A 23,309-nucleotide genomic window follows, 5' to 3' on the forward strand; every position below is an offset into this window, starting at 1 on the left:
GTCAACTAGCCGTACGCAAGCGCGGCGCAGGGCGGCAACCGGCATCCCCCCGGTCAGGTCGAGCGCGACGCCCCGGAGGTGTCACCCAACACCAGATCCACCATCAGCTCGTTGGCGAGCGCTTCGAGATCCGCGCGGATCGCTCCCAGATCGGCGGCGGCTGGAAGGGCGAGCTCGGCCTTCGCGCGAAACAGTGCTTCGCCGCTCATCGAGGCGCTCTCGCAGGCGGTCTCGAGCGCCTCGATGCTGACCCCGTGGCGCGCAAGCACGGTCGAGATCTCGCGGACGATCCCGGGCCGATCGTGGCCGACCAGCTCGAGGCACGCCCGTCCCGCCTCGACCACCGCCCGCGCCCCGCCCCGTGCGACCGTCACATGCAGGCCCTCGGCCTCAAGCCCGCGTAACGCGGCCTCGAGCGCATCGACCGCTGTGGCGTCGGCCTCAAGCCTCACCACGCCGGCGAACTGCCCGGCAAGGTGAGCCATGCGGCTCTCCATCCAGTTGGCCCCGCACTGGCTCGCACGCGCGGAAACCGCGCTGACCAGACCGGGGCGATCGGGGCCGACGAGGGTAAGGATGAGGGATGTCTTCATGTACGCACTCCCGGTTGATCGCGCCGCAACCACAGGCAGACGCGCATCGATCCACGCAGGATTCTGCGCGTGATCAAGGTTTGCCTACGGAAGCCTTGCGATAATTGAAACAGGCATGCACACGATAACCCACACTCCCCGCAGAGAGGGAGCCGATCGCCGTGATCCAGGCGCAGAGGAGGAGACCATGAAACTGCCCCGCTTCCATACCGCAAAGGCCGACGGGCTCTATCAGCCCATCCCCTTCCTGTTCGTGACCGAGCGCATGTGCGGCGAGATCCTCGCCGAGCGCGAGGCGCTGATGGCCGCCATGTCGAGTGCCACGCGCAAACGCCAGCAGGCGCTCTTCTCGCGCTACGATCCCGCGCTGAGTGCGGAAGCGTTCAGTGGACTGCTGCATCTCTTCGACAGCCACCCCGCCTGAACGCGCTCGGGCGGACACCGGAATTGCAAAAGGCCAGCCCGTGAGGGCTGGCCTTTTGACTTGAACGACTGGTGCCGGAGAAGAGACTCGAACTCCCGACCTTCGCATTACGAATGCGCTGCTCTACCAACTGAGCTACACCGGCTGAGGGCGCGGATCATACCGCAGAGGCACGAAGCGCATCAACCATCCGGGCGCGATTTCCGGGTGCGGCCCGCGGATAAGAAAAACTTTCAGGGCAATCTACTTTTTCGAAGAAGAGTCCATTAGAATGCGCGGCAATTCAGGGCGGAGGAGACAAGCCCGATTACAGAACGCAGCGCCGCGGGAGATGCCCTCTCCCGCGGCAGCCGCGCCATCGCATGCCTCTCGCGCCAGCGTCGGTCCGCACGCTCCTGCGCCTTGCCCCTGAAACCTCCCCCTCGCATGTTCGGCCTCGACCTTTTCGAAATCGCCCTCATCGGCGTCGCTGCATTCGCGGCCGGCGCGGTGAATTCGGTGGCGGGCGGCGGCACCTTCTTCTCGTTCCCTGCACTGCTCGCCGTCGGCGTTCCGCCCGTGGTGGCGAACGCCAGCAACTCCGTCTCGCTGTGGCCCGGCAGCCTCGCCGGGGCGTGGGCGTTCCGGCGCGAACTCAAACGCTTTTCGCGCAGCCTGCCGATGCTCTCCGTGGTCGCCTTCGTCGGCGGTATCGCCGGTGGCCTGCTGCTGCTGGCGACCTCGAACGCCGCATTCGCCATGCTCATTCCCTGGCTGCTGCTCGTGGCCACGGTGCTGTTCGCGTTCAGCGCGCAGATCTCCACGCTGGTGAAGCGCTGGAAACCCGCCCCTGCGGGCACCGATGAGCGCCACATCGGTCCGGGCGGCTACCTGTTCCAGCTCGTGGTTTCCGTGTACGGCGGCTTCTTCGGCGCCGGCATGGGCATCCTGATGATCGCCGCGCTCGCCATACAGGGTTTCAAGGACGTGCATGAGATCAACGCGCTGAAGAACTGGCTGTCGGCGGTGATCTACAGCGTGGCGGTCGGCACCTTCGTGATCGCCAACGCGGTGTCGTGGCCTCATACGCTGGTCATGCTCGTCACCGCCACCCTCGGCGGCTATTGGGGTGCGGCGATGGCACGCAAGCTGCCGGCGGTCTGGCTGCGGCGCTTCATCATCGCGGTCGGCGGCCTGCTCACGCTGTACTACTTCGGCAAGACCCTCTGAACGCCATGCTCGCGGGCCTGTCCGCCGCGCTCGGCGCCGGGTTGCTGTGGGGCCTGGTGTTCCTGACCCCGCTGGTCCTCCATGACTATCCGGGCTTCATGCTTGCGGTCGGGCGCTATCTCGCCTTCGGCGTGCTGGCGCTCGGGCTGGCCTGGCTCGACCGTCGGGCGCTCGCCCGACTCGATCGCGCCGACTGGATCGAGGCCGCCAAGCTCGCGCTGATCGGCAACCTGCTCTACTACGCCACGCTGGCGAGCGCGATCCAGTTCGCCGGCGCGCCGGTGCCCACGCTGATCATCGGCACGCTGCCAGTGGTGATCGCGGTGAGCGCCAACCTGCTCGACCGCCGTCGCAGCGGCGAGGACAGCGTACCTTGGGTAAAGCTCGCCCTGCCGCTCGCCCTCATCCTCGGCGGGCTGCTCGCCGTGCACGCGGACAACGCCGCTCCCCAAGGCGACGAAGCCGGCACCGACTACCTCGTCGGCCTCGGCTTCGCGCTCTGCGCGCTGGCGTGCTGGACCTGGTACCCGATCCGCAACAGCCGCTGGCTGCGTGCGCGCGGCCCCGGGCTCGCCCGCGCCTGGGCAACCGCCCAGGGCCTGGCGACGCTGCCCGTTGCCGTCATCGCCGGGCTCGCCTATTGGGCGTGGGACGGTCAGCTCGCGAGCGCCGGCCTGCGCTTCGCCTGGCCGCTCGGCCCGCGGCCGATGCTCTTCGTAGCCATGTGTCTGCTGCTGGGGCTGGCCGCATCCTGGCTCGGTACGATGCTGTGGAACAAGGCCAGCCAGCTGCTGCCGGCTGCGCTCGTCGGCCAGCTGATCGTATTCGAGACCCTCGCCGCCCTGCTCTACGCGTTCATCTGGTACGGCCGCTGGCCCACGCTGGCCGAAGGCGGCGGCATCGCCCTGCTGATCCTGGGCGTGATCGGCGGCGTGCGCGTGTTCCGCCCCCAGGCCGCCCGCTCCACCGGCTGAGGCCGGCTGCGGCCGGGAATCGCCCCCCTTGTGGCGGCGAATGTCCCGCCGTCCCGCGCCGCGCCCTGCGCCGGCGCGCTATGATGCCGCCTGTTTTGCACAGCAACATCCGCGTTCTCGAGACCCAGCCGAACCATGGACCAGTTCACCGCAATCATCCTTCAGGCCGGCCGCTCTGGCGTGGAACTGGCGCTCTTCGTGCTGCTGCCGATCATGGTGGTGATGCTTTCTCTGATGCGTCTGCTCGAGGCACGCGGCGTGCTCGACTGGGTCGTCGCGCGCCTGGCCCCGCTGCTGCGACCGCTGGGGCTCAGCGGGCTGGGCGTGTTCGCCGCGCTGCAGATCAACCTCGTGAGCTTCGCCGCGCCGGTCGCCACGCTGACCATGATGGAAGGCCGCGGCGCCTCCGACCGCCATCTCGCCGCCACGCTGGCGATGGTGATGGCGATGGCGCAAGCCAATGTCACCTTCCCGATGGCGGCGATCGGGCTGGCCTTCGGCCCCGCGCTGCTGCTGTCGGTGATCGGCGGCCTGGTGGCGGCGGCAGTGACCTACCACGGCTTCGGCCGCGCGCTCTCCGCCGTGGAGGCACCGCTCGACGAGACCCTGCACCACCGCGTCGCCGACGACGCCAAGGGCGTGCTCGACGTCATCAACCGCGCCGGCGCCGAGGCTTTCAAGATCTCCGTCGGCGCGATTCCGATGCTGGTGCTGGCGCTGGTGGCGGTGATGGCGCTGCGTGCCAGCGGCGGCATCGATGCCCTCACCCAGCTGCTCACCCCGGCGCTGCGCGCCTTCGACCTCGACCCGGCGCTGATCCTGCTGACCTTGACCAAGTACATCGCCGGCGGCACGGCGATGATGGGGGTGATGGACGAGATGCTGAAGGCGGGCACGACCACGGTGGATACGCTCAACGCCAGCGCCGGATTCCTGATCCATCCCTTCGACGTCGCCGGCGTCGCGGTGCTGATCTCCGCGGGACGACGCGTGGCCACGGTGTGGAAGCCGGCCGCGCTCGGCGCCGTGGTGGGCATCGCCGCACGCAGCATCGGGCACGGACTGCTGTGAGCGCGGATCGGCCCCACCGTCGCCGCGCCGCCCGCTACGACGGCAGCGGCGAGACCACTCTCCCAGGGAGCACTTCATGATCGCCGCCCTCACCCTGCTTCTCGTCTTCCAGCTCGTCGGCGAGGTCATCGCCCGCGGCCTCGCCCTGCCCGTTCCCGGACCGGTGATCGGGATGGCGCTTCTCTTCCTCGCCCTCATGCTGCGCGGCGGCCCGGGCGAGGATCTGCGCCAGACCGCCGGGTCGCTGCTGCAGCACCTGTCGCTGCTGTTCGTGCCTGCCGGCACCGGCATCGTGCTCTATGGCGACCGCATCGCGGCGGAGTGGCTGCCGCTGCTGGTTGCGCTCTTCCTCAGCACCTTCCTCGCCATCGCCGTGACCGCGCTCGCGCTTGCGGCGCTGACGCGCAGGCGACGGAACACCCCCACGGAGGAGCCCGGCCGATGACGCCGAACCTCGAGGAAATCTGGGTCTACCTGTCGACCACGCCGCTGCTCGGCCTGACCCTCACCCTGCTCGCCTACCAGGCTGCGTTCTGGCTCTACAAGCGCGCCGGCTTCCATCCGATCGCCAACCCGGTGCTGATCAGCGTGGCCATCCTCGCCACGCTCCTCCTGGTCACCGGCACGCCTTACCAGACCTATTTCGACGGCGCGCAGTTCGTGCACTTCCTGCTCGGCCCGGCCACGGTGGCGCTGGCGATTCCGCTCCATGCGCAGTGGCCGCGACTCAAGGCGATGGCGGGCCCGCTGCTGCTGGCACTGGTCGCCGGGTCGCTGACCGCGGCGCTGTCGGCCTGGGGCATCGGCGCACTGCTCGGTGCCAGCCGCGAATCGCTGATGTCGCTCGCCCCCAAGAGCGTGACCACGCCGATCGCCATGGGCGTGGCCGAGCGCCTGGGTGGCCTGCCCTCGCTGACCGCGGTGCTGGTGATCAGCGCCGGCATCATCGGCGCGGTGGCCGGCCGCACCGTGCTCAATCGCCTGCGCATCGACGACCACGCGGTGCGCGGCTTCGCGATCGGCCTCGCCTCGCATGGCATCGGCACCGCGCGCGCCTTCCAGGTCAGCGAGCAGGCGGGCGCATTCGCCGCGCTGGCGATGGGACTGAACGGCCTGCTGACCGCGCTGTCCCTGCCATGGATCATGCCTTGGGTGGAGCGCCTGTTCGCCGGCTGACGCCCGCCCCCGGGCGCGCGCGCTGCCGCAACCGCCAGAACCCGACCAGACCCGACGACGAGGGGCCGACCAAGTGCTGCACGCCATCTACCGCTGGATCGACCGCAACCTGCTCGAGCTCGGCCGCGAGATGCGGCTCTCCTACCTGCCGCCGCTGATGGTGTATTGCGCGGCGGGGGTGTCCGGCCTCACCGGCATCGTCGGTACCTTCTTCGTCAAGGACTACCTCGGCCTGTCGGCCGCCTTCCTCGCCGCGCTCGGCTTCTGGGCCGGCATCCCGTGGGCGCTGAAGATGCCGATCGGCCACCTGGTCGACCTGATGTGGCGCTACAAGGCCGGGCTGGTCTATCTGGGCGCCAGCCTGATCGCCGCCAGCCTGCTGATCATGATCGGGCTCATCGGCAGCCCGGACGCGATGCGCGCGGTGATGCCGATCGAGGCCTGGTTCGTGCTGTCGGTGCTGCTGTCGCCGGTCGGCTACGTGATGCAGGACGCGGTGGCCGACGCGATGACGGTCGAGGCCGTGCCGCGGCTGGATGCGCGCGGCGCGCCGATCCCGCCCGACACCATCCGCCTGATGCACACGACCATGCAGATGCTCGGCCGGGTGGCGATCATCGGCGGCACGGTGCTGGTCTCGCTGGCAAACGTGGCGATGTTCCAGGGCTCCGAGGCCCTGCCCGAGGCAGACAAGGTCGCGATCTACCTGCGCATCTACGAGCTCGCGCTGATCATTCCGGCGCTGTCGGTGAGTGGCGTGCTACTCGGTGGTTTCCTCAAGCGCCGCGAGGCCAGGCGACTGGCCGCGCTCGGACGCAGCCGCGCCGAGATCGACCGCCTGCTCCACGACCCGGAAGAGAAGACCCCGCCCAACTGGTGGATCCTCGGCGGCAGTGCGGTCTTCGTCGCGCTCACCATCGGCGTCGGGCTGTCGGGCTTCAGGTACGGGCAGGAGATCATCTTCGCGACCTCGTTCGCGATCATCGGCTTCATGATCAGCCGCCTGCTGCGCGAGCTCTCGCCCGAGGCCGCGCGCACCCTGCTCGGCACCGTGATCATCATCTTCGCCTTCCGCGCCCTGCCGGGCCCGGGCGCCGGGGCGAGCTGGTGGATGATCGACGAACTCGGCTTCGACCAGAGCTTCCTGTCGCGGCTGGACCTCATCACCAGCACGCTGACGCTCGCCGGGCTGTTCCTGTTCCGCCGCTTCATGGCCGAGAAGTCGATCGCGCAGATCGTGATCTTCCTCACCCTCGCCACCACCGCGCTGTCGCTGCCGATCATCGGCATGTTCCACGGCCTGCACGAATGGACGGCGGCGCACACCGGCGGCGTGGTGGATGCGCGCTTCATCGCCATCGCCAACACCGCGCTCGAGTCCCCGCTCGGCCAGGTGTCGATGGTGCCGATGCTGGCGTGGATCGCGAACTCGGCGCCAGCACACCTCAAGGCGACCTTCTTCGCGGTGATGGCCTCCTTCACCAACCTCGCGCTGTCGGCCTCGCAGCTGGGCACCAAGTACCTGAACCAGCTCCACACGATCGCGCGCGAGGTCAAGGACCCCGCCACCGGGGCGATCACCACGCCGGCAGACTACAGCGAACTGGGCACGCTGCTGCTCACGGTGACGCTGATCGGGCTCGTGCTGCCGTTGCTGGCGATCCTGTTCACCCGCCGGGCAGGGCTGCGCAGCGCATGAGCGCGCCGCTCGTCAGTCGCCCGCCCCGATCGCCGCGCGGATTGACCTAACGCATTGCCTTCGCATCACGGCAGGCGGACACTTGAGGCCATTCAACCCTCAGCGAGGATCACCATGACACCCAGCTCGGTACACGACATCCGCAACCTCGCCCTGCTCGGCCACGCCGGCGGCGGCAAGACGACGCTCGTCGAGGCCCTGCTCGCGGCTGCGGGCGAGATCGGCGCGGCAGGCAGCGTCGAGCGCGGCGACACCGTCGCCGACTTCGACCCGCAGGAAAAGGCGATGGGCCATTCCCTGCACGCGGCGCTGGTGCATCTGGAGTGGGCGGGACACTGGATCAACCTGCTCGACACCCCGGGCCTGCCCGACCTCGCCGGCCGCGCCCTGCTCGCCCTGCCCGCCGCGGATACCGCCGCCGTGGTGATCAACGCCGCGGCCGGCATCGAGAGCGGCACCCGGCGCATGATGGACGCCGCGCGCGGCAAGTGCCGCATGATCGTGGTGAACAAGATCGACGCCGCCGCGGCCGACCTGGCCGGGCTGATGGACGCGATCGCCGCGACCTTCGGCCGCGAGTGCCTGCCGATCAACCTGCCGGCGCCCGATGGCGGCCGCGTGATCGACTGCTTCTTCGCCCCGGACGCTGCCGCCGCCACCGCGTTCTCGAGCGTGTCGGCCGCCCACGATGCGATCGTCGACCAGATCGTCGAGCTCGACGAGGACCTGATGGCGAAGTACCTCGAGCAGGGCGAGTCGCTCGACCCCGAGCAGCTTCATGCCCCGTTCGAGCAGGCCCTGCGCGAAGGCCATCTGGTGCCGGTGTGCTTCGTCTCCGCGCGCACCGGTGCAGGCGTGCGCGAGCTGCTCGACATCCTCGGCAAGCTCGCCCCCGACCCCACCGAGGCCAACATGCCCGCCTTCCTGAAGGGCGAAGGGGCGGCGGCCGAGCCGGTCGAGGTCGCGCTCGACCCCGAGCGCCACGTCGTCGCCCACGTCTTCCAGATCGCCAACGACCCCTATCGCGGCAAGCTCGGGCTGTTCCGGGTGCACCAGGGCCAGGTCACGCCCAACTCGCAGCTCTACGTCGGCGACGGTCGCAAGCCCTTCAAGGTCGCCCACCTGCTGCGCATGCAGGGCAAGAACGCGGTCGAGACCCCGCTCGCGGTGCCCGGCGACCTGTGCGCGGTGGCGCGCGTGGACGAAATCCAGCGCGACGCGGTGCTGCACGACTCGCACGACGAGGACTTCTACCATCTTGCGCCGACCCGATTCCCGCAGCCGGTTTTCGGCCTCGCGCTGATGACGCGCAAGCCGGCCGACGAGCAGAAGCTCTCGGAGGCGCTCGCCCGCCTGATGGAAGAGGATCCCTGCCTCGAAGTCAGCTTCGATGCGCGCCACCGCCGCACCGTCGTGCGCGGCCTGGGCGAGCAGCACCTGAAGATCGTGCTCGAGGAGCTGTCCGCACGCTGGAACCTCCAGCTCGACACCGCGACTCCGAGCATTCCCTACCGCGAGACCATCACCGTCGTCGCCGAGGCACGCTACCGCCACAAGAAGCAGAGCGGTGGCGCGGGCCAGTTCGGCGAGGTGGCGTTGCGCGTCGAGCCGCTGCCGCGCGGTGCGGGCATCGAGCTGGGCGACGAGGTCAAGGGCGGCACCATCCCCACCAACTTCATGCCGGCAGTCGAGAAAGGCGTACGCCAGGCGCTCGCCGAGGGTGCGCTCGCCGGCTTCCCGCTCCAGGACATCCGGGTGGTGATCACCGACGGCAAGCACCATGCGGTGGACTCGAACGAGGTCTCCTTCGTCACTGCGGGTCGTCATGCGCTGATCGAGGCGGTGCTGGGCGCGCGACCGATCGTGCTCGAGCCGCTGCTCGACGTGCAGGTGAAGGTGGCGGACGCGCTGTTCGGCGAGGTGAGCGCCGAGCTCGCCGGACGGCGCGGACGGCTCACCGCGACCGACAGCCCGGCGCCGGGCTGGACGCTGATCTCGGCGCGCGTGCCGATGGCGGCGCTCGAGGGCTTCGAGAGTCGGCTGAAGGCGATCTGCGCCGGCGAGAGCGAATTCGTGCTCGAGGCGGGCGGCCATGAACCGGCGCCTCAGGACGTACAATCCGAACTTGCCCGCATCCACGGCAGCGGTGGCAACGGCAACGGCGCGCACTGACGAACGCCTCGCCGGTCCGGCCCTGCGCGGCCGGACCACCACCGCGCGCATTCACAGCGATGAAGATCGACGAACGACAGCGCGCCTACTGGCGCCGCAACCTCGCCCTCACCCTGACGCTGCTCGGCGTCTGGTTCGGCGTGACCTTCGTCGGCGGCTATTTCGCCGCCGAGCTCAACGCCGTGAGCTTCCTGGGCTTTCCGCTCGGCTTCTATCTGTTCGCCCAGGGCTCGTTGCTGATCTACCTGGTCATCATCGTGATCTACGTGTTCGTGATGAACCGCATGGACCGCCAGTACCGCTACGGCGCCAGACGCTGAGCTACCGCGCCGTGCCCCGTCCGTTCCGATCCTGGGGGCGGGCGCAAGGATCCGTGCGTTTCATTTAGGCGCGGTCGGCTCCGCGTCTTCGAGCTTCTTTCGCTTCGGCACGATCGGGTGCGCGTGGCGGCTCAGGATGTAGTCGGCAAAGAACTTGAACCAGATCGTGACCCCGGCCGTCGCCGTCCAGGTGTCGAAGTCCATCGTCCCGGTCACGATGCCGAAAATGGTGAACAGCACCACCCCGCCACCGATGAGGTTGATCGCAAGGGTGTAGGGCGCAAAGCGCGCCGGATCGGCCGGCGGCATTCCACGCTTGAGCGCCACCTCGGAAAAGTCGCGCCGGAACAGGATGCGCCATGCCCGCCGGAACCAGAAGAAGGCGATCGGGAACAGGGCCAGGAAGAGGATCCAGTTCAGGGCGATGCTTGCGTTGAAGATCATGTGCTACTCCGCTGCGTGCTGGTGGATGTTTGCCAGACAGGCAAGGTGCCACAAAAAGAAAAGCCCCGCCAATGCTGCCGGCGGGGCCCCGGTCGCGTCGTCCGGCACTGGATGCCGGACGACGCTGCCCGTGTTTGACGCTAGCGCTTAGTGGGCGCCATCCACCATCTTCGAACCGCGCGGGATACGCACGGCTTCGACCATGTGCTGGATGTGCTCCGGCGGCTCCTTGGTGACCTTATCGACCACGAAGGCGACGATGAAGTTCACGATCGCGCCCACCGCACCGAAGGCTTCCGGCGTGATGCCGAAGAAGCTGTTCGCGCCACCGATCAGGTCGATGTACTCGGTGCCCTTCACGAAGAAGATGCCCTTGTGAGCGAACACGTAGAACAGCGTGATGAACAGGCCGGCCAGCATGCCCGCGATCGCGCCTTCCTTGTTCATCTTCTTGGAGAAGATGCCCATCATGATCGCCGGGAACAGCGAGGAAGCGGCGATACCGAAGGCCAGCGCAACCGTACCGGCGGCGAAGCCCGGCGGGTTCAGACCGAGCCAGCCCGCGATCACGATGGCGACCGCCATCGAGATCTTGCCTGCGAGCAGTTCGTTCTTGTCGCTGATGTTCGGGTTGAACACGCCCTTGATCAGGTCATGCGAAACCGCGGACGAGATCGCCATCAGCAGGCCGGCAGCGGTCGACAGCGCCGCAGCCAGACCACCGGCAGCCACGAGCGCGATCACCCAGTTGGGCAGCAGCGCGATTTCCGGGTTCGCCATCACGAGGATGTCGGCGTTGACCGTCAGCTCGTTGCCCTTCCAGCCGGCGGCTTCGGCCTTGGCCTTGGCGTCGGCGTTGGCGGTCTTGTCGTTGTAGTACTGGATGCGACCGTCGCCGTTCTTGTCCTCGAACTTCAGCAGGCCGGTCTTTTCCCAGCGCTTCATCCAGTCAGGACGCTGCTCGTACTGCAGGCTGTTCTCGGCCGCATACAGGTCGGCGTTCGCCGTCACCTTCTCGGGATTCACGACCAGGTTGCCGGCAGCAGTGGTCTCGAGACCCACGCCCTGGTTCACCGTGGCGTGCAGGTTCAGCTTGGCCATCGCGGCAACAGCCGGCGCGGTGGTGTACAGCAGGGCGATGAAGACCAGCGCCCAACCCGCCGAGCTACGCGCGTCCTTCACCGTCGGGACGGTGAAGAATCGCATGATGACGTGCGGCAGGCCCGCGGTACCGATCATCAGCGACAAGGTGTACATGAACATGTTGAGCATGCTGCCCGGCATCGAAGTGGTGTACTCGTTGAAGCCGAGGTCCTTGACCACCAGGTCGAGCTTGGCCAGCAGCGTCATGTCGGTACCCGAGATGTCCGAGCCGAGGCCGAGCTGCGGCAGCGGGTTGCCGGTGAGCTGCAGGGAGATGAAGATCGCCGGCACCAGGTAGGCCGAGATCAGCACTATGTACTGCGCGACCTGGGTGTAGGTGATGCCCTTCATGCCGCCGAACACCGCGTACATGAACACGATCGCCATACCGAGGTAGATGCCGGTTTCGCTCGACACGCCGAGGAAGCGCGAGAACGCCACGCCAACGCCGGTCATCTGGCCGATGATGTAGGTCAGCGACGCGGTCAGCAGGCAGATCACCGCCACCGTCGAGGCCGTCTTCGAGTAGAAGCGGTCGCCGATGAACTGCGGCACGGTGAACTTGCCGAACTTGCGCAGGTACGGCGCCAGCAGCATCGCCAGCAGAACGTAGCCGCCGGTCCAGCCCATCAGGAACAGGCCGCCGCCGTAGCCCATGTTGGCGATGAGGCCGGCCATGGAGATGAAGGACGCCGCCGACATCCAGTCGGCCGCGGTGGCCATGCCGTTGGTGATCGGGTGGACGCTGCCGCCCGCGGCATAGAACTCACTGGTGCTACCGGCGCGCGCCCAGATGGCGATGCCGATGTACAGCGCGAAGGACGCGCCGACCACCAGGTAGGTGATGGTTTGAAGATCCATGAGTCTCCCCTCGTTATTCTTCGTGAACGTCGAACTGACGGTCGATGTCGCCCATCTTCTTCGCGTAATAGAAGATCAGCGCGATGAAGATGTAGATCGATCCCTGGTGGGCGAACCAGAACCCGAGCGGATAGCCACCCAACGAGATGCTGTTGAGGGCTGGCGCGAAGAGGATCCCGGCACCGAACGAGACCACGAACCAGATGATCAGGATCTTGGTCAGCAGGCTCAGTACCGTTCCCCAGTACGTCTTGCTGTTGTTTTCCATCATGTCTCCTCGATATATGTGAAACACAGCCATCGCATGAGCGCGGACGAGGCGAACCCGGCCATGCAAAGGTGGAGCGATTATAGAAAAATCAGTCTTACTTATCGCTTACAGCACCTTACAGAAAGCTGAAAAGTGCGCCTGCCGACCGCCACCGCCCCCGTCGCACAGACGAGCGACGGCGCCCGCGACCGTGATCCTTCACGGCAGCGGGCGCGTCCAACTCAGGTATGCGGAAGTCGACGGGAGGGGGCGGATCGGAATCAGATCGCCACGCCCGGGTTGCCGTCCATGCCCTTGAGCGTGGGCAGGTTGAGGGTGCGCTGGGTGACCACTTTCTGCGCGCGCAGGTAGCTGGCGACCACGTCCCAGATCGCCGGCCCCGAGTCCTTGGCCTCTTCCGACACCGGCGCCCAGCCGGCGACCTTGTAAGTCTTGCCGGCCTCGATCGGCTTGCCCTTCAACATCATGTTGTCGATGCGCTTGCCCATCGCCGCGCTGGGGTCGCAGGTGTATTGCAGGCCGCCCACGCGCACCATGTCGCCGCCCTGCTGGTAGTAGGGGTCGGGGTTGAACAGGTTGTCGGCGACGTCCTCGAGGATGGTCTTGATCATCTCGCCGCTCATCTCGGTGAGCGTGGTCCACGGATAGGTGATCGCGGTCTGGTCGAGCAGGTGCTCCATGGTGATGGTGTCGCCCGGCAGCAGCGAGGTGCCCCAGCGGAAACCGGGCGAGAAGGCGATCTCGGCGTCCTTCTCGGCGATCAGCGCATCGACGATGAGCTGGTCCCACGAGCCGTTGAAGTTACCGCGGCGGTAGAGCAGGCCCTCGGTGACGGCGAGCTTCTCGGTGAGCTTCTCGAGGAAGGGCGCGCGCGTCCTGTCGATGAAGGCGGCCATCTCGGGGTCGGCCGGCAGCAGGTTGGAGAACACCGGCAGCAGTTTGTAGCGGAAGTCGGCGACCTTGCCGTCCTTGACGTCGAAGTCCATCACGCCGAGGAACTTGCCATTGGAGCCGGCGTTGGTCACCAGCGTCTTGCCACCGGCGTTCTGGACCACGGTGGGCGCCGGCATGCCGTCATGGGTGTGGCCGCCGAAGATGGCGTCGATGCCGGTGACGCGGCTCGCCATCTTGAGGTCCACGTCCATGCCGTTGTGCGACAGCACGACCACCACCTGGGCGCCCTCTCCGCGCGCGGCGTCCACCGCCTGTTGCATGTCCTCGTCGCGGATGCCGAAGCTCCAGTCGGGCGTCTGCCAGCGCGGGTTGGCGATCGGGGTGTAGGGGAAGGCCTGGCCGACGATGGCCACCGGCACGCCGTTGATGTTCTTGATGACGTAGGGCTTGAAGACCGGATCCTCGAAGTCGGTGGTCTTCACGTTCTGGGCGACGATGTCGATCTTGCCGGCGAAGTCCTTCTCCTCGATCTCCTTGACGCGCTCGGCGCCGTAGGTGGACTCCCAGTGCAGGGTCATGACGTCCACGCCGAGCAGCTTGCAGGCGTCGACCATGTCCTGCGCGTCCGTCCACAGCGCGGTGCCCGAGCCCTGCCAGGTGTCGCCGCCGTCGAGCAGCAGCGCGCCGGGGCGACTGGCCTTCATCTTCTTGACCAGGGTGGCCAGGTGGGCGAAGCCGCCGACCTTGCCGTAGGTCTTCGCCGCCTCCACGAAGTCGAGGTAGGTGAAGGCGTGCGCCTCGATGCTGCCCGGCCTGATGCCGAAGTGCTTGAGGAAACCCTCGCCGACGATGTGCGGCGCGTTGCCGCGCATGCTGCCGACGCCGAGGTTGACGTTGGGCTCGCGGAAATAGATCGGCAGTAGCTGCGCATGGCAGTCGGTCATGTGCAGCAGGCTGACGTTGCCGAAGGGCGGCAGGTCGTAGAGTGCCTCGGCGGCCTTTTCGGCACGCGCGAAGTTCGAATGCAGGCTCATGCCGCCGGCCGCCGCGACGGCGAGCAACTGCATGAATTCACGACGGTTCATCGACATGGCGATACCTTTGCATGCTGGGAGCGCGGACGCGGGAAGGCCTCCCCTCCGCACTCGGGATGAAAGAAGGGCCCGGGGCCGAGGCCGCGGGCCCGCTTCACGCGGCGCGCTGCGCGCGCTTTATTGATTGACCGGCGAGGCGGGATCGAACAGGTAGGCCATCACGTGGCGGATCTGCTCTTCGGTGAGGATGCCCCCGAAGCCGTTGCGCGGCATGTCGCTGCATGCGTTGTAGGCCTTGGAGTTCCACAGCTTGCCCCAGGTGTACTTCACCACCTCTTCCGAGTTGCCGCGCAGTTTTGCGTAGCCCTCCAGACTGGGGCCGATGGTGCCTTCGGAGACTTCCTTCGGGTCCATCGCGTGGCAGTTGTAGCAGCCGCCGCCATTGTTGTCGGGCGTCTTGTCGGTCCAGGTCAGACCGCGGCCGCTGGCGGCGATCTTCTGCCCTTCCTTCCAGTCGCCACCGGTGAAGTTGCCGTCGGTCGGCCACTTGATGGTGGCCATCTCGGCGGCCTCGAGCTTCTTCATGGTCTCGGCGTCGGGCGGCGTAGGGCTGGAGCAGGCCTTCTGCACCGCGTCCTGTTTCTGGCGATCGAGGCTGGCGATGCCGTTGGCCTTGAAGGAGCTCACCATCATCTGCTCGACCTTGGTCTGCAGCTCGTCGGCACTTGCGACGGAGACACCCAGCGCGAGCGGCAGGGCAAGGAACAGTTTCTTCATGTGGTCATCCCCCTCTCAGCGCTTCACGCCCGGCCACTTGGCCTCGGCGCCATTGCCCTTGCCCGCCATGAACACCGACAGCGCGATGGTCACGTCCGACGCAAACACCGGCTCGGCGGTGCGCTGCTGGCGGAAGCAATCCCACAGGCGGTGCTGCATGGTCCAGAACTGCGAGTTCGATACCCGGTAGGCCGGCCACGAACTCCAGCCTTCGGCCGCGCCTTCGGGCTTGGTGATGTTGGGCAGCCGGGTGGCGCGGATGCGCTTGTCGTCCTGGCTGTGGCAGGACGAACAGGCAAAGTCCATCACACCGGTGCGGTAGTAGAAGACGCGCTCGCCCATGTCGTACATCTCCTTCATCTTGGGATGCGAGAGATCGACCGCGACCGGCTTGCCCTTGGAATGGGTGACCACGTAGGCGACCAGCGCGGCGAGCTTGCCGCGCTCACCCTGCAGGAAGCGGCCGCCGATGATCTCGGCCGACGGGATGCCCTGCTGGGTCTCCATGCAGTGCATCAGACGCGATTCGAGGTCCTGCACCTTGCCGGTGTCGGCGAAATAGCGCGGCAACTGCGCAGCCGCGCCTTCGACCACGCCCGGGCCGAGGCCGAGGTCGCATTGCTCCAGGGTCGCGTTCTTGGGCCCGCGCGCGGTGCGCCAGAGCTCCTCGCCTTCCATCTCGTAGAGCTCGGCCGGGTTGCCGTCGGCCAGCATCTCGCGGTAGGCGTCGAAGTTCAGCTCGTCGTCCGCCGCGCTCGCCACCGGGCTCGTCAGCGCAATCGCGGCACTGACGGCCGTGAACAGTAGTTGTTTTTTCATCGTCTCTCCTCCAGGGTCGTACCCCTGCTACCTGCCTTCAAGGGGTGTCGGGCCAGCCGCACGGACTGCGGCCTGGCCGGCATGCGCCGGCCAGGCGGACGTCAGCCGATCTGCACCTCGTCGGTGCGGCTGTCGCCCTTGTTGTCCACCCAGCTCACGCTGAGCTTGTCACCCTTGGCGCCGCCGTTGAACTTGAAGGCGAGATAGGGATTGGTGGACACCGAGGGGCCGAACTCCGCGCTGAGCACGACCTTGTCGTTGTGCTTGGCGGTGAGTTCGGTGATGAAGTGGGCCGGGATCACGGCGCCGGACGAATCCTTGCGCTGGCCGGTTTCCATGACGTGGGACATCAGCACGCGGACTTCGGTGACGCCATCCTTGGCGGCGGCGCGAATGCGCATCGGGCTTGCCATATCTTTTCTCTCCTTGCTCTGTGTTCCGGATCAGCCGCCGCAGCCGCCGAGGGTGACCTTGACTTCCTTCTTGGCCATGTAGAACTTGCCGTCGGCCTTGACCATGGCATAGACGTCCGAGGTCTGCCCCATCTTCACGCGCGTCTGCACGTCGGCAACCGTGCCTTCGGGCAGGGTGAAGGTGGCGGCGACCATGTTCGGGTTCTTCTCGATCATGATCACGATCTGCTCGGTCTTGGGCAGCTTGCTGACCACGCCCACCGGCACCACGGCGCCGTTCTCCGCGATGTCCGGGGCGGTGATCACCACGTCCGCGCTCTCGGCGGGTTTGCCGGCGCTGAAGGCGGCGAAGGCCGCATCCATGTTCTTGGCCTCGAACGCGGTCTTGTTCCATGCGGCCTGCGCCATTTCAGGCTTGATCATGCCGGCCGCGGCCAGCAGTCCGAGCACGCCCAGGCCACCGCCGGCCTTCAGGGTATCCCTGCGTTGATGGTTCATCCCGTCTCTCCTTGTTTAGGTGTTACTGCGCCTTCGCGCCTTCCAGAATCCACTTGACGAGTTGCGCCAGCTCCTCGTCCTTCACGTGCCCTTGCGGCGGCATCGGAACCGCCCCCCAGACACCCTGGCCGCCGCTCTTCACCTTGGCGACGAGCTTGGCTTCGGCATCCGCCTGGCCCTGATACTTTTGTGCAATTTCATTGTACCCAGGACCGACGATCTTGTTCGCCACCCCATGACAGGCCATGCAGCCCCTGGCATTGGCGAGCGCGAGCGTTGCCGCTGCGGAGGCTGCGCCCTCGGCGGAGGCCGCTCCGGATGCCGCCGCGCCGCCCTGGCCAGCGTCCTGCGCACCGCTCTCGGTCGTCGCAGCGGTCGGCTTGCCGCGCGTCTGCCCGACCGGACGGTTCTGCTCGGCGAGGTTGCCGTGCGCATCCTGCGCATACTCGGGCAAGGCGGACGCGATGACGACTTCCTTCTTGCAATCCTTCATGCAGGCGACGTTCTTGACGTCGGGCGTACCGCCGTTGCCGATCCCGCCCTTCGCCGCCGATGCGCCCGGCCACATGCCGTGGTCGGTGGTCATGCCGTTGCGGTTGGGCATGCGCTCCTGGACCTCGCGGATGTTCTCGTCGCTGAGCTCGAAATCGGCCGGCACCACCTCCGCCAGGTTCAGAAGGTAGGCGAGGATCGCATAAACCTCGTCCGGATTCAGCGACTTCGGCGCTGTCCATGGCATCGCGCGCTGGATGTAGTCGAACAGCGTCGAGATCGTCGGCACCTTCATCATCGTGGTGCGCTGCGGGAAGGAACCGGTCACGAGGGCTGCGACGCGCCCGGTCTCGATGTCCTTCTGCGTGGTACCGCCGACGATGGGCGTGAACACCTCGTTCGATTCGCCGAACACGCCGTGGCAGCTCGTGCAGTGCGTCTCCCACAGGGCCATGCCGTCATCGACGTTGCCGCGCCCTTTCGGAAGCCCGACGAGATCCGGACGCACGTCGATGTCCCACGCCTTCACCTCGGCAGGCGTGGCCTCGCGACCGATGCCGGGGTAGCGGTCCCAGGCCACGGCCGAGCCGGCCGCACCGGCGATCAGGAGCGCGATCAGCGTCTTAGAGAACCTGGACATTGCTCACCTCCCCGGACTCGACCACCTTCCAGGACTGGATGGCGTTGTTGTGATAGATCGACTTGGTGCCGCGCGCTGCGCGCAGCTGGCCGTAGCTCGGCTGCACGTAGCCGGTCTCGTCGACCGCGCGCGACTGCAGGATCGCGGGCTTGCCGTCCCACACCCAGTCGATGTTGAAGCGGGTCACCGCCTTCGACAGCACCGGCGTCTCGAGCCGCGCCTGGCGCCAGTTGATGCCGCCGTCGGTGGACACATCGACACGGGCGACCTTGCCCCGCCCCGACCAGGCCATGCCGGACACGTTGTAGAAGCCCTTGTCGAGCAACAGCTGGCCGCCCGAGGGTGTGGTGATGACCGACTTGCACTCCTGCACCGAGGTGTATTGGCGATGCAGGCCATCGGGCATGAGGTCGATGTAATGCACCGCCTCGTCCTTCGCCCCCCAGGGCTTGTCGCCCACCTCGATGCGGCGCAGCCACTTCACCCAGCTCACGCCCTGCACGCCCGGCACGACGAGGCGCAGCGGGTAGCCGTTCTCGGGGCGCAGCATCTCGCCGTTCATGCCGTAGGCGACGAGGACCTCGCCCGACTCGATCATCTCCATCGGGATGGTGCGGGTCATCGACGAACCGTCGGCGCCCTCGGCCAGCACGAAACGGCCCTTCTTGTAGTCGGCGCCGCACATGTCGAGGATGTCCTTGAGCTGCACGCCGGTGAACTCGGAACAGGACAGCATGCCGTGCGAGTACTGCACGGTGGGCACCGCGACGTTGCCCCACTCCATGCCGGTGTTGGCACCGCACTCGATGAAGTGGATGCGCGAAACCGAGGGCAGCCGCATGATGTCGTCCATGGTGAACACGGCATTGGTCTTGACCATGCCGTTGATCATCAGGCGGTGCTTCGACGGGTCGACGTCGTGCCAGCCCTGATGGTGGCGCTCGAAGTGCAGGCCCGAGGGGGTGATGATGCCGAACAGCCCCTGCAGCGGCGTGAATGCCACCGACGAGCCGCCGACGCGGGTCAGGCCCGGGCTCTCGCGCCGCTGCAGGCCGCGCTCGTACTTCGAGGGCATGCCGTAGGGATTGGCGGCGACCGGCAGTCCGAGCGTGGTGGACCACTGCGGCAGCTCCAGTATCGCCGGGTCGCCCTCCGCCGCTGCGCGCGCCACCGCAGGCGCCGCCATCGCCGCCGAAGCGGTAAGGAATGCCTTGCGCAGAAAATCGCGCCGTCCGTCCTTGACCGCCGCGATCTGCTCGTCGGTCAGGAAGTTCTCCGGCGCAGGCCTGACCCGGCCGGGCCGGGCATCGATCATCGCCATGCGTTGTCTCTCCCCTTGTTGTCTCTGTGCACGATGAAAACTCACTCGTCGTTGTCCGCCGCGTCGTCCTCGAACTTCAGCAGGCCGGTGCGCTCAGGCGCGCTGAGGTGCTCGCGCGACGCAATCCGCACGCACACCGTCCGGCACAGCTCGGTGAAATCCGGGTCGATCAGCCGGTACATCACCTGCACCCCATCACGTCGTCGGCCGACCACGCCCGCGCGGTAGAGCATGTTGAGGTGGCGCGAGGCGTTGGCCTGGTTCAGACCCGAGGCCTCGACCACCTCGTTCACCGAACGCTCTCCGTCGCACAGGCAATGCATGATCTTCAGCCGCGACGGTTCCGACAGCAGGCTGAAATACTCGGCAGCGCTTTCGAAGACTTTCTCCAGCTCGTCCATATCAGCCTCTTTGATGGGGTCATTTTTTTAACTTGAATCAAATCTAAAACCATATACTCATATAGTCAAGCGCTTATATTTGTGCCGTGCACCATGACCCACCCCTCAGCCCAGTCACTCGCCGCAGGACGCGCCTGGACGCCATCCGGGTCTCGGCTGCGGGCTATACTCGCCTCTCCCGCGCCGTTCAGGGCCGGAGCCGGCGCTGCCGGCCGCCATGGCCCGAACCGTTCCAGTTCCCCACCGAGGAGCACCACTGTGAAGCTGAAGATAGCGATCGCCGCGCTCGGCATCGTCGGCCTCGCCGGCCTTGCACATGCGCAGGACCCCAACCTCGCGCGCAACCTGGCGGCCACCTGCGCCAACTGTCATGGCACGAATGGCAAGAGCCTGGGTGGCATGGAGTCGCTCGCGGGCGAACCAAAGGAAAAACTGCTGCAGAAACTCAACGACTTCCGCTCCGGCGACAAGCCGGCGACGATCATGCACCAGATCGTTGCCGGCTATAGCGACGAGCAGCTCGCGCTGATCAGCGCCTGGTTTGCCGAGCAGAAATGACGACGGAGACGAGCAAGATGCTGAAAAGACGCGATTTCCTGAAGATGGCCGCAGTGGCCGCGGCTAGCGGCGGCACCCTCCCCGGCGCCATCGCCAGCGCCGCCGCGGCGACGGCCAAGGCACGCATGCACGTGGTCATCGTCGGTGGCGGCTTCGGCGGCGCCACCACGGCGAAGTACCTGCGCATGTGGGGCGAGGACGCGGTCGAGGTCACGCTGATCGAACGCAATCCGGCCTTCGTCTCCTGCCCGATGTCGAACCTCGTCATCGGCGGCCTCAAGCAGCTCGAGGACATCACGGTCAGCTACGACAACCTGAAATCGAAGTGGGGCGTGAAGCTGATCACCGACGATGCGACCGCGATCGACGTCGCCAGGCGTACCGTCACCACCGCGCGCCACGGCACGATCGGCTATGACCGCCTCGTACTGTCGCCCGGCATCGATTTCGTCGCCAGCCGCATCGGCGGCCTCGAAGGCAACCAGGAACGCATTCCCCACGCCTGGAAAGCGGGCCCGCAGACGACGCTGCTGCGCAAGCAGCTCGAGGACATGCCCGACGGCGGCGTGTTCGCGATGCACATCCCGCGTGCCCCATACCGCTGCCCCCCGGGCCCCTACGAGCGAGCCTGCCTGGTCGCCAACTACCTGCGCCAGGCGAAGCCGAAATCCAAGGTGCTCGTGCTCGATGCCAACGGCGAGATTCAATCGAAGAAGGGCCTCTTCACCCAGGCCTTCGAGCGCTATGGCGCGCTGATCGAGTACGTCCCCAACAGCGCGCTGCAAAGCGTCGATGCCGCCAGCCTCACCGCCGAGCTCGAGTTCGACTCGATCAAGGCGGACGTGCTCAACGTCATCCCGCCGATGCGCGCCGGCAACATCGCCACCACCGCCGGCCTGCAGCTGGTGAACGACGCCTGGGTCGATGTCGACTGGCTCACCCTCGAGGCCAAGGGCATGCCCGGCGTGCACGTCATCGGCGACGCACTGTTCCCGGCGCCGGCCATGCCGAAGTCGGGCCACATGGCGAACCAGCACGGCAAGGTGGTCGCCGCCGCCATCCTCAACCTCGCCGCCGGCCTGCCGCCGAACCCGGCGCCCGTGGTGATGAACACCTGCTACAGCTTCGTGGACGGCAAGAACGTGATCCACGTCGCCTCCGTGCATCAGTTCGACGCCGACAAGCGCCAGCCGATGCCGGTCAGCGGCGCCGGCGGACTGTCCGCAGCCGCCAACGAGATCGAAGGCAAGACCGCCCTCGCCTGGGCACGCAACATCTGGGCGGACATGCTGGCCTGAGGCGGACGGCGCGCCGAAGCGCAGACGGGGTCCCGCGGGACCCCGTCGTTTTATTACCGCGCGCCTGCGGCCCCGCTGTTCAGTCGAGCGTGCTGATGTAGAGCGCCACCGCCTTCACCTCGAGCTCCGAGAGCTTCGAGGCGATCGAGTGCATGATCTCGTTGTCGTTGGTGCGCGCGCGGCTGTTGAAGGACTTCAGCTGCGCCTCGATGTAGCGCGGCACCTGCCCCGCCAGGCGCGGCAGCTGGTCGGTGCCGTGCCCCTGGTCGCCGTGACAGCCTGCACAGGCAGCGACACCCGAGTATTCGTTGCCGCGATGGAAGATGAAGCGCCCGACCGCAGCCAACTCCGCGTCTCGCGCCTCGCGCGGCTTGGTCGGCTTCTGCTCGAAATACACGCCGAGCGCCAGCATCTCGTCGGGGGTAAGGTCCTGCGCCATGCCGTTCATGGTGTCGCTCTTGCGCCGGCCCGACTGGAAGTCGCCGAGCTGCTTGGCGATGTACTGGTGGTGCTGGCCCGCGAGGCGTGGATACAGCGGCGAGGAGCTGTCGCCGTCGGCGCCGTGGCAGAGCGCGCAACGTCCGGCGCTGATCTCGGCGGCACGCGCCAGGTCGACCTTCGGCAATTCCGCCGCCGCCACCGCCCACGGCACGCCGAGCCCCATCGCACCAAGAATCCAGAGCCTGCTCCACGCCTTCATGCCCGCCTCCCTTGCGTCATCGTGTATGCGGGCATCCACCCGACGCCCGCGGCCGAGTTTATAAGACTTTGACGATAGACTGAACAGACGCGCGATCGTCGTACCCGCCGGCAGACCCGCCCGGCGCTCGACGGGGGGCGCCGCTCATCGGAGGGGCGGCAAGATCTCAGGCACGGCTCGACCAGCCGAGCTCGAGCAGCCACGGCGATTCACCGGCGTCCAGCGCAGCGCGCACGTACCCGACCAGCGCCTCGGGCAGGCACTGGCGATCGTGCCAGTCCAGGCGATCGCACTTGTCCGGCTCGACGATGCGCGGCTCACCCGCGAAGCGCTCCGCGCGCACGAAGAAATCGATCCGGTTGGTATCCGAGAGTCGGTGCACCACACCGATGAGCCGCAAATCGGCCTCGGCCACCTCGAGCCCCGTCTCCTCGCGCAGTTCGCGCCGCGCAGCCATGCGGATCGACTCACCGGGTTCGACGTGCCCGCCAGGCAGGCTGTACAGGCCGTCGAAAAAGCCGGTACCGGCGCGACGCATCAGCAGCAGCCTTCCCTCGCGCTCGCAGAGCACATGCACGCCGGTTGGGATGCCAAGGTGCATCAGTGCTTCCCCGTACTGCCGAAACCGTCGGCACCGCGCGCGCTCGCATCGAAGCTGTCGACCAGGTTGAAGCCGACCTGCAGCACCGGCACCACCACGAGCTGGGCAATGCGCTCCATGGGCTGGATGGTGAAGCTCGCCCGACCGCGGTTCCACACCGAAACGAAGATCTGCCCCTGGTAGTCGGAGTCGATCAGCCCCACGAGATTGCCGAGCACGATGCCGTGCTTGTGACCGAGTCCCGAACGCGGCAACACCATCGCGGCCAGACCGGGGTCGGCAAGATGGATCGCCAGGCCGCTCGGCACCAGCGTGGTCTCGCCCGGATGGAGGGTGATCGGCCCCGGGAGACACGCGCGCAGGTCGAGACCCGCCGCACCTTCGGTGGCGTAGGCAGGCGGATGGGTCTTGAGGCGCTCGTCGAGCAGCTTCACGTCTATTCGGTGCATCTCGTCTCTCTCCTGCGCACCAGCCGCATGAGGCGACGAGGTGCGATTCGGGTCTGA

General features: G+C 67.1%; 26 protein-coding genes and 1 tRNA gene. 11 read left to right on the forward strand and 16 right to left on the reverse strand.

The genetic code is table 11. The features are described from left to right. Nucleotides 1-53: 53 nt before the first annotated feature. On the reverse strand, nt 54-593 hold the full coding sequence (locus AAG895_RS14420; RefSeq protein ID WP_345792692.1) for an ACT domain-containing protein: 540 nt from the start codon (nt 591-593) through the stop codon (nt 54-56). A 187-nt stretch (nt 594-780) separates the two neighbouring features. Between AAG895_RS14420 and AAG895_RS14425 the strand changes: the two genes are divergently transcribed. Next, nucleotides 781-1,017, forward strand: coding sequence for a hypothetical protein (locus AAG895_RS14425; RefSeq protein ID WP_345792693.1), 237 nt, complete (start codon nt 781-783; stop codon nt 1,015-1,017). Between the two features lie 69 nt (nt 1,018-1,086). On the opposite strand, the gene AAG895_RS14430 is transcribed toward AAG895_RS14425, so the two are convergent. Then, nucleotides 1,087-1,162, reverse strand: a tRNA-Thr gene (locus AAG895_RS14430). 281 nt (nt 1,163-1,443) lie between these two features. Here AAG895_RS14430 and AAG895_RS14435 point away from each other — a divergent pair. From AAG895_RS14435 to AAG895_RS14470, 8 genes are all read left to right on the forward strand, one after another. Then, nucleotides 1,444-2,226, forward strand: coding sequence for a sulfite exporter TauE/SafE family protein (locus tag AAG895_RS14435; protein WP_345792694.1), 783 nt, complete (start codon nt 1,444-1,446; stop codon nt 2,224-2,226). A gap of 5 nt (nt 2,227-2,231) precedes the next feature. Continuing rightward, nucleotides 2,232-3,200, forward strand: coding sequence for a DMT family transporter (locus tag AAG895_RS14440; RefSeq protein WP_345792695.1), 969 nt, complete (start codon nt 2,232-2,234; stop codon nt 3,198-3,200). A gap of 135 nt (nt 3,201-3,335) precedes the next feature. After that, on the forward strand, nt 3,336-4,271 hold the full coding sequence (locus tag AAG895_RS14445) for a nucleoside recognition domain-containing protein (protein WP_345792696.1): 936 nt from the start codon (nt 3,336-3,338) through the stop codon (nt 4,269-4,271). Nucleotides 4,272-4,347: 76 nt separating this feature from the next. After that, the gene (locus tag AAG895_RS14450) at nt 4,348-4,716 is read left to right on the forward strand and encodes a CidA/LrgA family protein (RefSeq protein ID WP_345792697.1); all 369 of its coding nucleotides are present in this window, start codon (nt 4,348-4,350) and stop codon (nt 4,714-4,716) included. Further along, nucleotides 4,713-5,447, forward strand: a complete 735-nt coding sequence (locus AAG895_RS14455) for an LrgB family protein (protein WP_345792698.1) — start codon at nt 4,713-4,715, stop codon at nt 5,445-5,447. The genes AAG895_RS14450 and AAG895_RS14455 overlap by 4 nt, the downstream gene beginning before the upstream one ends. Nucleotides 5,448-5,520: 73 nt before the next feature. Next, nucleotides 5,521-7,146 (forward strand): hypothetical protein, encoded by a 1,626-nt coding sequence (locus tag AAG895_RS14460; RefSeq protein WP_345792699.1) that lies wholly within the window; start codon nt 5,521-5,523, stop codon nt 7,144-7,146. 114 nt (nt 7,147-7,260) lie between these two features. Beyond that, nucleotides 7,261-9,318 carry an elongation factor G gene (fusA, locus tag AAG895_RS14465; protein ID WP_345792700.1) on the forward strand — a complete coding sequence of 686 codons (2,058 nt, stop codon included), beginning with the start codon at nt 7,261-7,263 and terminating at the stop codon, nt 9,316-9,318. Nucleotides 9,319-9,377: 59 nt separating this feature from the next. Further along, complete coding sequence (locus AAG895_RS14470) at nt 9,378-9,638, forward strand: DUF4212 domain-containing protein (RefSeq protein ID WP_345792701.1); 261 nt, start codon at nt 9,378-9,380, stop codon at nt 9,636-9,638. Between the two features lie 60 nt (nt 9,639-9,698). On the opposite strand, the gene AAG895_RS14475 is transcribed toward AAG895_RS14470, so the two are convergent. The 11 genes from AAG895_RS14475 to AAG895_RS14525 all read right to left on the reverse strand — a co-directional run bounded on the left by AAG895_RS14475 (nt 9,699) and on the right by AAG895_RS14525 (nt 19,646). Beyond that, nucleotides 9,699-10,082: a hypothetical protein gene (locus AAG895_RS14475; RefSeq protein WP_345792702.1), complete on the reverse strand. Its 384-nt coding sequence runs from the start codon at nt 10,080-10,082 to the stop codon at nt 9,699-9,701. A gap of 147 nt (nt 10,083-10,229) precedes the next feature. Next, nucleotides 10,230-12,086, reverse strand: a complete 1,857-nt coding sequence (locus tag AAG895_RS14480) for a sodium:solute symporter family protein (protein ID WP_345792703.1) — start codon at nt 12,084-12,086, stop codon at nt 10,230-10,232. 13 nt (nt 12,087-12,099) lie between these two features. Then, complete coding sequence (locus AAG895_RS14485; RefSeq protein WP_345792704.1) at nt 12,100-12,354, reverse strand: DUF4212 domain-containing protein; 255 nt, start codon at nt 12,352-12,354, stop codon at nt 12,100-12,102. A gap of 263 nt (nt 12,355-12,617) precedes the next feature. Further along, nucleotides 12,618-14,336 carry a thiosulfohydrolase SoxB gene (gene soxB / locus AAG895_RS14490; RefSeq protein ID WP_345792705.1) on the reverse strand — a complete coding sequence of 573 codons (1,719 nt, stop codon included), beginning with the start codon at nt 14,334-14,336 and terminating at the stop codon, nt 12,618-12,620. 126 nt (nt 14,337-14,462) lie between these two features. Next, nucleotides 14,463-15,062: a sulfur oxidation c-type cytochrome SoxX gene (gene soxX / locus AAG895_RS14495; RefSeq protein ID WP_345792706.1), complete on the reverse strand. Its 600-nt coding sequence runs from the start codon at nt 15,060-15,062 to the stop codon at nt 14,463-14,465. A 15-nt stretch (nt 15,063-15,077) separates the two neighbouring features. After that, entirely contained in the window at nt 15,078-15,881 is an 804-nt protein-coding gene (gene soxA / locus AAG895_RS14500) for a sulfur oxidation c-type cytochrome SoxA (RefSeq protein ID WP_345792707.1), read from the reverse strand. 101 nt (nt 15,882-15,982) lie between these two features. Beyond that, a complete protein-coding gene (soxZ, locus tag AAG895_RS14505) occupies nt 15,983-16,294 on the reverse strand; it encodes a thiosulfate oxidation carrier complex protein SoxZ (RefSeq protein WP_345792708.1) in 312 nt (103 codons plus the stop codon). Between the two features lie 30 nt (nt 16,295-16,324). Beyond that, nucleotides 16,325-16,792 (reverse strand): thiosulfate oxidation carrier protein SoxY, encoded by a 468-nt coding sequence (gene soxY, locus AAG895_RS14510; RefSeq protein WP_345792709.1) that lies wholly within the window; start codon nt 16,790-16,792, stop codon nt 16,325-16,327. A gap of 22 nt (nt 16,793-16,814) precedes the next feature. Continuing rightward, nucleotides 16,815-17,924, reverse strand: coding sequence for a c-type cytochrome (locus AAG895_RS14515; protein ID WP_345792710.1), 1,110 nt, complete (start codon nt 17,922-17,924; stop codon nt 16,815-16,817). Beyond that, complete coding sequence (soxC, locus tag AAG895_RS14520) at nt 17,908-19,245, reverse strand: sulfite dehydrogenase (protein ID WP_345792711.1); 1,338 nt, start codon at nt 19,243-19,245, stop codon at nt 17,908-17,910. Before soxC ends, AAG895_RS14515 begins: the two co-directional genes overlap by 17 nt. Before the next feature lie 41 nt (nt 19,246-19,286). Then, complete coding sequence (locus tag AAG895_RS14525; protein WP_345792712.1) at nt 19,287-19,646, reverse strand: metalloregulator ArsR/SmtB family transcription factor; 360 nt, start codon at nt 19,644-19,646, stop codon at nt 19,287-19,289. A gap of 258 nt (nt 19,647-19,904) precedes the next feature. Between AAG895_RS14525 and AAG895_RS14530 the strand changes: the two genes are divergently transcribed. Further along, the gene (locus AAG895_RS14530; RefSeq protein WP_345792713.1) at nt 19,905-20,204 is read left to right on the forward strand and encodes a c-type cytochrome; all 300 of its coding nucleotides are present in this window, start codon (nt 19,905-19,907) and stop codon (nt 20,202-20,204) included. 17 nt (nt 20,205-20,221) lie between these two features. Continuing rightward, nucleotides 20,222-21,502: an NAD(P)/FAD-dependent oxidoreductase gene (locus AAG895_RS14535; protein ID WP_345792714.1), complete on the forward strand. Its 1,281-nt coding sequence runs from the start codon at nt 20,222-20,224 to the stop codon at nt 21,500-21,502. A gap of 79 nt (nt 21,503-21,581) precedes the next feature. Here AAG895_RS14535 and AAG895_RS14540 read toward each other — a convergent pair whose 3' ends face one another. The 3 genes from AAG895_RS14540 to dut all read right to left on the reverse strand — a co-directional run bounded on the left by AAG895_RS14540 (nt 21,582) and on the right by dut (nt 23,252). Beyond that, the gene (locus AAG895_RS14540) at nt 21,582-22,202 is read right to left on the reverse strand and encodes a c-type cytochrome (RefSeq protein WP_345792715.1); all 621 of its coding nucleotides are present in this window, start codon (nt 22,200-22,202) and stop codon (nt 21,582-21,584) included. Nucleotides 22,203-22,368: 166 nt separating this feature from the next. Beyond that, complete coding sequence (locus AAG895_RS14545) at nt 22,369-22,803, reverse strand: NUDIX domain-containing protein (protein WP_345792716.1); 435 nt, start codon at nt 22,801-22,803, stop codon at nt 22,369-22,371. Next, a complete protein-coding gene (dut, locus tag AAG895_RS14550) occupies nt 22,803-23,252 on the reverse strand; it encodes a dUTP diphosphatase (RefSeq protein ID WP_345792717.1) in 450 nt (149 codons plus the stop codon). The genes AAG895_RS14545 and dut overlap by 1 nt, the downstream gene beginning before the upstream one ends. Between the last annotated feature and the right edge of the window lie 57 nt (nt 23,253-23,309).

The sequence above is a fragment of the Thauera sp. JM12B12 genome (assembly GCF_039614725.1).
Taxonomy (GTDB): Bacteria; Pseudomonadota; Gammaproteobacteria; order Burkholderiales; family Rhodocyclaceae; genus Thauera.

Bases quoted from the DNA above. Each gene is read 5' to 3' on its own strand.
- AAG895_RS14540 (WP_345792715.1), bottom strand. From the start codon at position 22,202: ATGAAGGCGTGGAGCAGGCTCTGGATTCTTGGTGCGATGGGGCTCGGC.
- AAG895_RS14470 (WP_345792701.1), top strand. From the start codon at position 9,378: ATGAAGATCGACGAACGACAGCGCGCCTACTGGCGCCGCAACCTCGCC.
- soxY (WP_345792709.1), bottom strand. From the start codon at position 16,792: ATGAACCATCAACGCAGGGATACCCTGAAGGCCGGCGGTGGCCTGGGC.
- soxA (WP_345792707.1), bottom strand. From the start codon at position 15,881: ATGAAAAAACAACTACTGTTCACGGCCGTCAGTGCCGCGATTGCGCTG.
- soxC (WP_345792711.1), bottom strand. From the start codon at position 19,245: ATGGCGATGATCGATGCCCGGCCCGGCCGGGTCAGGCCTGCGCCGGAG.
- soxB (WP_345792705.1), bottom strand. From the start codon at position 14,336: ATGAACCGTCGTGAATTCATGCAGTTGCTCGCCGTCGCGGCGGCCGGC.
- AAG895_RS14480 (WP_345792703.1), bottom strand. From the start codon at position 12,086: ATGGATCTTCAAACCATCACCTACCTGGTGGTCGGCGCGTCCTTCGCG.
- AAG895_RS14450 (WP_345792697.1), top strand. From the start codon at position 4,348: ATGATCGCCGCCCTCACCCTGCTTCTCGTCTTCCAGCTCGTCGGCGAG.
- AAG895_RS14455 (WP_345792698.1), top strand. From the start codon at position 4,713: ATGACGCCGAACCTCGAGGAAATCTGGGTCTACCTGTCGACCACGCCG.
- fusA (WP_345792700.1), top strand. From the start codon at position 7,261: ATGACACCCAGCTCGGTACACGACATCCGCAACCTCGCCCTGCTCGGC.
- AAG895_RS14545 (WP_345792716.1), bottom strand. From the start codon at position 22,803: ATGCACCTTGGCATCCCAACCGGCGTGCATGTGCTCTGCGAGCGCGAG.
- soxX (WP_345792706.1), bottom strand. From the start codon at position 15,062: ATGAAGAAACTGTTCCTTGCCCTGCCGCTCGCGCTGGGTGTCTCCGTC.
- soxZ (WP_345792708.1), bottom strand. From the start codon at position 16,294: ATGGCAAGCCCGATGCGCATTCGCGCCGCCGCCAAGGATGGCGTCACC.
- dut (WP_345792717.1), bottom strand. From the start codon at position 23,252: ATGCACCGAATAGACGTGAAGCTGCTCGACGAGCGCCTCAAGACCCAT.
- AAG895_RS14445 (WP_345792696.1), top strand. From the start codon at position 3,336: ATGGACCAGTTCACCGCAATCATCCTTCAGGCCGGCCGCTCTGGCGTG.
- AAG895_RS14440 (WP_345792695.1), top strand. From the start codon at position 2,232: ATGCTCGCGGGCCTGTCCGCCGCGCTCGGCGCCGGGTTGCTGTGGGGC.
- AAG895_RS14435 (WP_345792694.1), top strand. From the start codon at position 1,444: ATGTTCGGCCTCGACCTTTTCGAAATCGCCCTCATCGGCGTCGCTGCA.
- AAG895_RS14420 (WP_345792692.1), bottom strand. From the start codon at position 593: ATGAAGACATCCCTCATCCTTACCCTCGTCGGCCCCGATCGCCCCGGT.
- AAG895_RS14515 (WP_345792710.1), bottom strand. From the start codon at position 17,924: ATGTCCAGGTTCTCTAAGACGCTGATCGCGCTCCTGATCGCCGGTGCG.
- AAG895_RS14475 (WP_345792702.1), bottom strand. From the start codon at position 10,082: ATGATCTTCAACGCAAGCATCGCCCTGAACTGGATCCTCTTCCTGGCC.
- AAG895_RS14485 (WP_345792704.1), bottom strand. From the start codon at position 12,354: ATGGAAAACAACAGCAAGACGTACTGGGGAACGGTACTGAGCCTGCTG.
- AAG895_RS14535 (WP_345792714.1), top strand. From the start codon at position 20,222: ATGCTGAAAAGACGCGATTTCCTGAAGATGGCCGCAGTGGCCGCGGCT.
- AAG895_RS14425 (WP_345792693.1), top strand. From the start codon at position 781: ATGAAACTGCCCCGCTTCCATACCGCAAAGGCCGACGGGCTCTATCAG.
- AAG895_RS14525 (WP_345792712.1), bottom strand. From the start codon at position 19,646: ATGGACGAGCTGGAGAAAGTCTTCGAAAGCGCTGCCGAGTATTTCAGC.